The following is a 5979-nucleotide window of genomic DNA, read 5'->3' on the forward strand; positions in this document are numbered from 1 at the left end:
TGCAGGTCGACGCCCCCCACGGAAAGTGACGCGGCGGGCGACCGGCTTGACACTGACACCCTGCACGGCAGACTGTTCTTGTACCTTCTGGCGATCGCCTGTTTTTTTGCGGCCCACGCCCTGCCCAACTGGTCTTTTTCCGGGCCGCCACAGGGACTGGACTGGAGCCGCATGGTTTCAGCGGTGCTCGGCACTGCCACCCATGACTATTTTACAAATTTCGCCCCTGCCGGAGCCGTGGCCCTGCTGGCGATCTCGCTGGCCCTGCGTGAGCGTGCCGGCACTGCCGCCGCCATGCCGATAAAAAGCATCTTTTCCGCGTCGGATATGGAAAAGGCCGCCCGCTGGTGCGCCCTGTGGGCCATGATCGGCTACATACCCCGTTGCATCGACCGCTGGGGCCTGTTTATCGGGCTTTCTTTCAGCGGTCAGGCGCTGCCGGACTGGCTCATGCCCCAGATTGCGGGTCTTGTGCCTCTGACCTTGGCGGTAACCTGCTGGGCCATCCTGTTTACCCTGCGGTCCCGGGTGCAGTTTCTGTGGCTCAACTGGCTGGCGCTGGCCCTTCTGGTCATCCGCCAGAGCCTGCCGTTCATCACCTTCCTGCTGCGCAGCGCGGCCTGAACCGCGCAAAAAACATGCCGTCTCCGGCTGCACGGATCATAACGCCAAGACAAAGCGAGGCCCGTATGCGTTCCACCCTTTTTTTTCTGCTGCTTCTGATCTGCGCCCTGAACATGGGCGGCGTCCATGCCGCACAGCCTGCTCCTGCCGTGAACGGGGCGGAGGCCAGGGACTTCACCCGCTTCAGCGCAATCCTGCCCGCCGGATGGGACGGAGAAGAACGCACGGGCTTCCATTCCGGCAAGGATGAAGAGTGCATGCTGATTCTGGGCATCAAGGATGAGGCCGGAGAAAACTATCGGGGGCTTGTGAGCATTTTTATGCTGCCCAATGACAAGCAGGCCACCAGCGAAAGCCTTGCCCGTGAGCTGACGCGCTTTCAGGTTGATGCCACCGAACCTTCACAGGAAGGGCATTTCTGGTCATTTACAGGCGAACCGCGCAGCCAGGCGTTCAAGGCTCCGGCCCTGACAAAAGTGCACGCCACGCACGACATGGTGCTTATTGCCATTATTCAGGACCCTGAAAGTCTGGGCGGCCAGACCGTTTTTGAAAACCTGCGGGGCCTCACCCCCCAGACCCGCCAACTGCTTGGCCGGTAGCCGCTTTTCCCACACTTCGCCCCCCGGGAGCAAAGCAGCCTGCCGTCTGATATCAGCGGGAGGCTGCTTTTGCGTGTGACACGCCCGCGCCGTCGGCGCGGACTTGACTCCCACCGTGAAATTACCTAGTAGTCAACACCAACATGCACCTTTAACCAAAGCAAAGGACCGTAATGGACAGCGTACCCGGTAGTACGGAATATCCCAGTAGTCGCTGGGAACACACGATAACCAGGTTGCCCCGGGCAACAGGTCTCGGTCTGTAACGGATCCTTCCCGCTCGCCGTCGCCTGTTCCGGGCATCGGAGGCGAGCCATGAAACTCTCCCTTTTTTCCTGCGTCATGCTGGCCGTATTTTTTTTCGCCAGCAGTTTTGCACTGACGTTGACCGTATCTTCCAGAAATCTGCGGCTTTTTACCGCAGAATCCCTGGCTTCTCGTATTACGTCCGCCAAATCCGCCCAGTGAAATCCGACGGACGCCAATACCCCGAACCGAATCCCCTCACACGCGCGCGCAGCGCATAGCCGCGCTGTCTTTCAGACAGGTGCAAGGAAAGGAGCTTTCCAACAATGGACCATCCTCCTAGTCGGCCCGCAGCGTCTTTTTCAACAAAAACACGCAGCGGGTATGGTGTTTTCAACTTTCTTGCCTCTGCGCCCGCATACAGCGACATAGCCTGATACTATACAGCAGGCATGCGCGCCGTCTGCCGGGTGCAGGAGGAGACATGCCATGTTTTTCACTTTTCCCAATAAAAATCAGCCCCACAATTCCCATAAGGGCCAGTGGGCCGCCCGGTCCACCGAACAGACCGTGGATGCGCTTTTCACAAAACTCGACAGCGAAAAAGACGGACTGACCGAAAACGATGCCCGCGTGCGCCTTGAGGCCGAAGGCCGCAACGAGGTGGCCCGCGAGCGTGTTCCCAATCCTCTGGTGCAGTTCCTTCACGCTTTCAACAATCCGTTTATCTACGTTCTGCTTATCATAAGTGCCGTCAGCTTTTACAGCGACTACTGGCTTCCGCTCCAGAACGGTGAAGAAACCGACGGCACGGGCGCAACCATCATCGTGACCATGGTTCTGATCAGCGGCATCATGCGCTTCTGGCAGGAATTTCGCTCCAACAAGGCCGCCCAGGCCCTGCAAGCCATGGTGCACACCACCGCAACGGTTACCCGCCGCGATGCGCAGAATGAGTCTGTAACCCGCGAAATCCCGTTGGATGAACTGGTGCGGGGCGATGTGGTACGCCTTTCCGCCGGGGATATGGTTCCCGCAGATGTGCGCCTGCTTGACTCCCGCGACCTTTTCGTCAGTCAGGCGGTGCTCACCGGCGAATCCCTGCCCGTGGAAAAATACGACACCCTGTCCGACGTGGCGGAAAAAAGCGCTGACGCCCAGGGATCATCCGGGCAGGCGCTTGATTCGCGCAACATGTGCTTTATGGGAACCAACGTGGTCAGCGGCACGGCCACGGCCCTTGTGGTAGCCACGGGGGCGCGCACCTACTTCGGCTCACTGGCGAAAAACATTGTGGGCAGCCGCTCGCAAACCGCCTTTGACAAGGGGGTCAACAGCGTAAGCCGCCTGCTCATCCGTTTCATGCTCTTTATGGTGCCCGTTGTTTTCCTCATCAACGGCTTTACCAAAGGAGACTGGAGCGACGCCTTCATGTTTGCCCTTGCCATCGCCGTGGGCCTGACTCCCGAAATGCTGCCAATGATTGTCAGCGCCAATCTGGCAAAAGGCGCCGTAGCCATGTCCCGTCGGCAGGTTGTGGTCAAACGGCTGAATTCCATTCAGAACTTCGGTGCAATGGACATCCTGTGCACCGACAAGACCGGCACCCTGACCCAGGACAGGATCATCCTTGAGCGCCACGTCAACCCGCTGGGCTTTATGGACGAATCGGTGCTGGAACTTGCGTGGCTCAACAGCTTTCACCAGAGCGGCATGAAAAACCTCATGGACAGGGCCATTGTCCGCTATGGCGATACTGAGGGAAACAGCCTGCCGCGCCACCTGCGCAAGGTGGACGAACTGCCTTTTGACTTTGTGCGCCGCCGCCTTTCCGTAATCGTGGCAGAGTCCGACACGGAACATCTGCTGGTATGCAAAGGCGCCGTGGAAGAAATGCTTTCCATAGCCTCCAGCGTTTACGTGCAGGGCCAGGTTGTGGAAATGAACGAAAAATGGCGCGAAAGGCTCATGGATCTGGCGCGCTCTTACAACCGCGACGGCTTCCGGGTACTGGCCCTCGGCACAAAGGTTTTCAAGGGCAGCGAAGTTCGTGAGCAGTACACCGCCGCGGCAGAAGGCAACCTTGCCATCCGGGGCTTCCTGACCTTTCTTGATCCGCCCAAGGACAGCGCCGGCCCGGCCATTGCCGCGCTGCGCGAGCATGGGGTGACCGTCAAGGTTCTTACGGGCGACACGCCAGTCATCACGGCCAAAATCTGCCATGACGTGGGTCTTGAGCCGGGAACAGTTCTGACCGGCAATGATGTGGACGCCATGAATGATACCGAACTGCTGGCTGCCTGCGACAGCCATGACGTGTTCGCCAAGCTCACGCCCATGCAGAAATCGCGCATTATCAAAACATTGCAGCAAGGCGGACATACCGTGGGCTTTCTTGGCGACGGCATCAACGATGCGCCCGGCCTGCGTGACGCCGACGTGGGCATTTCTGTGGATACGGCTGCTGACATCGCCAAGGAATCCGCAGACATCATTCTGCTGGAAAAAAGCCTCATGGTTCTTGAGCAGGGGGTTGTCAAAGGCAGGGAAACATTTGGCAACATCATGAAATACCTTAACATGACCGCAAGTTCCAACTTTGGCAACGTGTTTTCGGTATTGGTTGCCAGCGCCTTTATTCCCTTTTTGCCCATGCTGCCCGTGCAGTTGCTGCTTCAGAACCTGATGTACGACTTTTCTCAGCTTTCCCTGCCCTGGGACACGGTAGACAAGGAGTTTTTACAAAAACCGCGCAAGTGGGATGCGCAAAACATCGGCCGTTTCATGGTCTGGCTCGGTCCCACCTCTTCAATCTTTGACATTACCACCTATGCGCTCATGTGGTTCGTCTTTGGCGCAACCAGTGTGGAGATGCAGTCCCTCTTCCAGTCCGGCTGGTTTGTGGAAGGGCTTCTTTCCCAGACCCTGGTGGTGCACATGCTCCGCACCAGAAAAATCCCCTTTGTGCAGAGCACGGCGGCCCTGCCCGTTCTGCTGCTTACAGGGGCCGTCATGGCGCTGGGCATTTACCTGCCATTCTCGCCGCTGGGCGGGCTGGTGGGGCTTGAGCCGCTGCCCTGGAGCTACTTTCCCTGGCTGGTCGCGACGCTGCTTTGCTACTGCTGCGTGGCTCAGGGCATGAAGGTTGTTTACATCCGCAGGTTCGGCCGCTGGTACTAGAGCATTGCAACAACAGGGCAATTTCAAGGTGAAATTGCCCTGTTTGGGCCGCCTGCGCCGTAAGCGGCGCAGGCGGCTTGGCCGGACGAAAAACGCGCAGGAAACCCGTCACGGTTTCCTGCGCGTTTTCATCTGCATGCGAGAAATGTTCTGTCTGGCGGGCCACGTTTGCGCCGCTGCCGGGTTATTCCTGCTCAAGTTCGTGCTTGAGCCATGTTCTGACCGCAGGAGTAGGCGCGCTGATTCCGCGCCACTCGCCGTGCTCCTTACGAAAATCTTCCATCAGATTCTTGGGCAGGGGCAGACTTATAAGGTCATCGGCCCTTTCGGAGTTGCGGCGCACAAGGCGAATCATGGGCGGGCTCTGCCAACTGTCCACCACAAAGTAATGGGCCACGTCATCCTTTGAGCGAACCGGAGGATACTCCGAATGCCAGTCATTGTTACCCCATTCAAGATACATGGTCACGGCATGCTCGGGGGTCAGGTTCCAGTCTATATCGTAAAGTGCGAAGTCCTTTAGTTGCGACATGGTGTCCTCCTCATGGGCTTTCTTTAACAATAATCATTCTTGACAAAGCTGGCAAGGGGTGCGCATGCCAAAAACTTACACTCTTCTCACGTTTTAAAAGTGACCACAGTCACAAAAGATTGTAATCAGCGCGCCTGCCGGCAGTCCAAAAAACCCTACCCAATGCCACAATTCAGATTTCCTTTACAAGAACCCAGAATCAGGATTGTCTACTAATAAAACACATGCTATTCGTTATCGGCAAAACTAACCCAAACGGAATATCGCGGAGGACACCATGACGAAAACCATACGTCAGGTTACATTCGAACTTTTGCGTGAACTGGGCATAACCACTGTTTTTGGCAACCCTGGTTCAACCGAAGAAACGTTCTTGAAAGATTTTCCCAAAGATTTCAGATATATTCAAACACTGCAAGAAGCCTCCGCCGTGGGCGCCGCCGATGGCTACGCCCAGGCCACACGCAAACCGGCGCTGGTGAACGTGCATACTTCCGCCGGTCTGTGCAATGCCATGAGCAATATCCTGACGGCCAGCATGAACAAGACGCCGCTGATCATCACAGCCGGCAACCAGACGCGCGAAATGCTCCTCATGGAGCCATGGCTCACCAACGTTGAGCCTGCCGAGCTGCCCAAGCCCTGGGTCAAATGGAGCTACGAGCCGGTGCGCGCCGAAGATGTGCCCGCTGCCTTCATGCGGGCCTATGCCATGGCCATGCAGCCCCCGGCCGGGCCTGTTTTTCTTTCCATTCCCCTTGATGACTGGGACAAGCCCGCGCTGGGCAAACCTGT

The 5979-nt window shown here is 57.5% G+C and carries 5 protein-coding genes and 1 pseudogene; 5 read left to right on the forward strand and 1 reads right to left on the reverse strand.

Features of this window, described 5'->3' with window-relative positions; translation table 11 throughout:
• The 4 genes and pseudogenes from V6C07_RS12825 to mgtA all read left to right on the forward strand — a co-directional run.
• A pseudogene (locus tag V6C07_RS12825) lies at positions 1-624 on the forward strand (hypothetical protein); the annotation flags it as partial.
• Positions 625-689: 65 nt separating this feature from the next.
• The gene (locus tag V6C07_RS12830) at positions 690-1226 is read left to right on the forward strand and encodes a protoporphyrinogen oxidase (protein ID WP_333536868.1); all 537 of its coding nucleotides are present in this window, start codon (positions 690-692) and stop codon (positions 1224-1226) included.
• A gap of 315 nt (positions 1227-1541) precedes the next feature.
• Positions 1542-1694 (forward strand): hypothetical protein, encoded by a 153-nt coding sequence (locus V6C07_RS12835; protein ID WP_333536869.1) that lies wholly within the window; start codon positions 1542-1544, stop codon positions 1692-1694.
• A 267-nt stretch (positions 1695-1961) separates the two neighbouring features.
• Positions 1962-4652: a magnesium-translocating P-type ATPase gene (gene mgtA, locus V6C07_RS12840; protein WP_333536870.1), complete on the forward strand. Its 2691-nt coding sequence runs from the start codon at positions 1962-1964 to the stop codon at positions 4650-4652.
• A gap of 184 nt (positions 4653-4836) precedes the next feature.
• Here the strand turns inward: mgtA and V6C07_RS12845 are convergent, their stop codons facing one another.
• The gene (locus V6C07_RS12845) at positions 4837-5184 is read right to left on the reverse strand and encodes a DVU0772 family protein (protein WP_333536871.1); all 348 of its coding nucleotides are present in this window, start codon (positions 5182-5184) and stop codon (positions 4837-4839) included.
• Positions 5185-5461: 277 nt separating this feature from the next.
• On the opposite strand from V6C07_RS12845, the gene V6C07_RS12850 reads away from it, so the two are divergent.
• A partial coding sequence (locus V6C07_RS12850) for a thiamine pyrophosphate-binding protein (RefSeq protein WP_333536872.1) occupies positions 5462-5979 on the forward strand: 518 nt, incomplete at its 3' end.

The organism is Desulfovibrio sp. 1214_IL3152, assembly GCF_036763055.1.
Lineage (GTDB): Bacteria > Desulfobacterota > Desulfovibrionia > Desulfovibrionales > Desulfovibrionaceae > Desulfovibrio.

Coding starts and splice junctions, on each gene's coding strand:
- mgtA (WP_333536870.1), top strand. CDS start 1,962: ATGTTTTTCACTTTTCCCAATAAAAATCAGCCCCACAATTCCCATAAG.
- V6C07_RS12830 (WP_333536868.1), top strand. CDS start 690: ATGCGTTCCACCCTTTTTTTTCTGCTGCTTCTGATCTGCGCCCTGAAC.
- V6C07_RS12845 (WP_333536871.1), bottom strand. CDS start 5,184: ATGTCGCAACTAAAGGACTTCGCACTTTACGATATAGACTGGAACCTG.
- V6C07_RS12835 (WP_333536869.1), top strand. CDS start 1,542: ATGAAACTCTCCCTTTTTTCCTGCGTCATGCTGGCCGTATTTTTTTTC.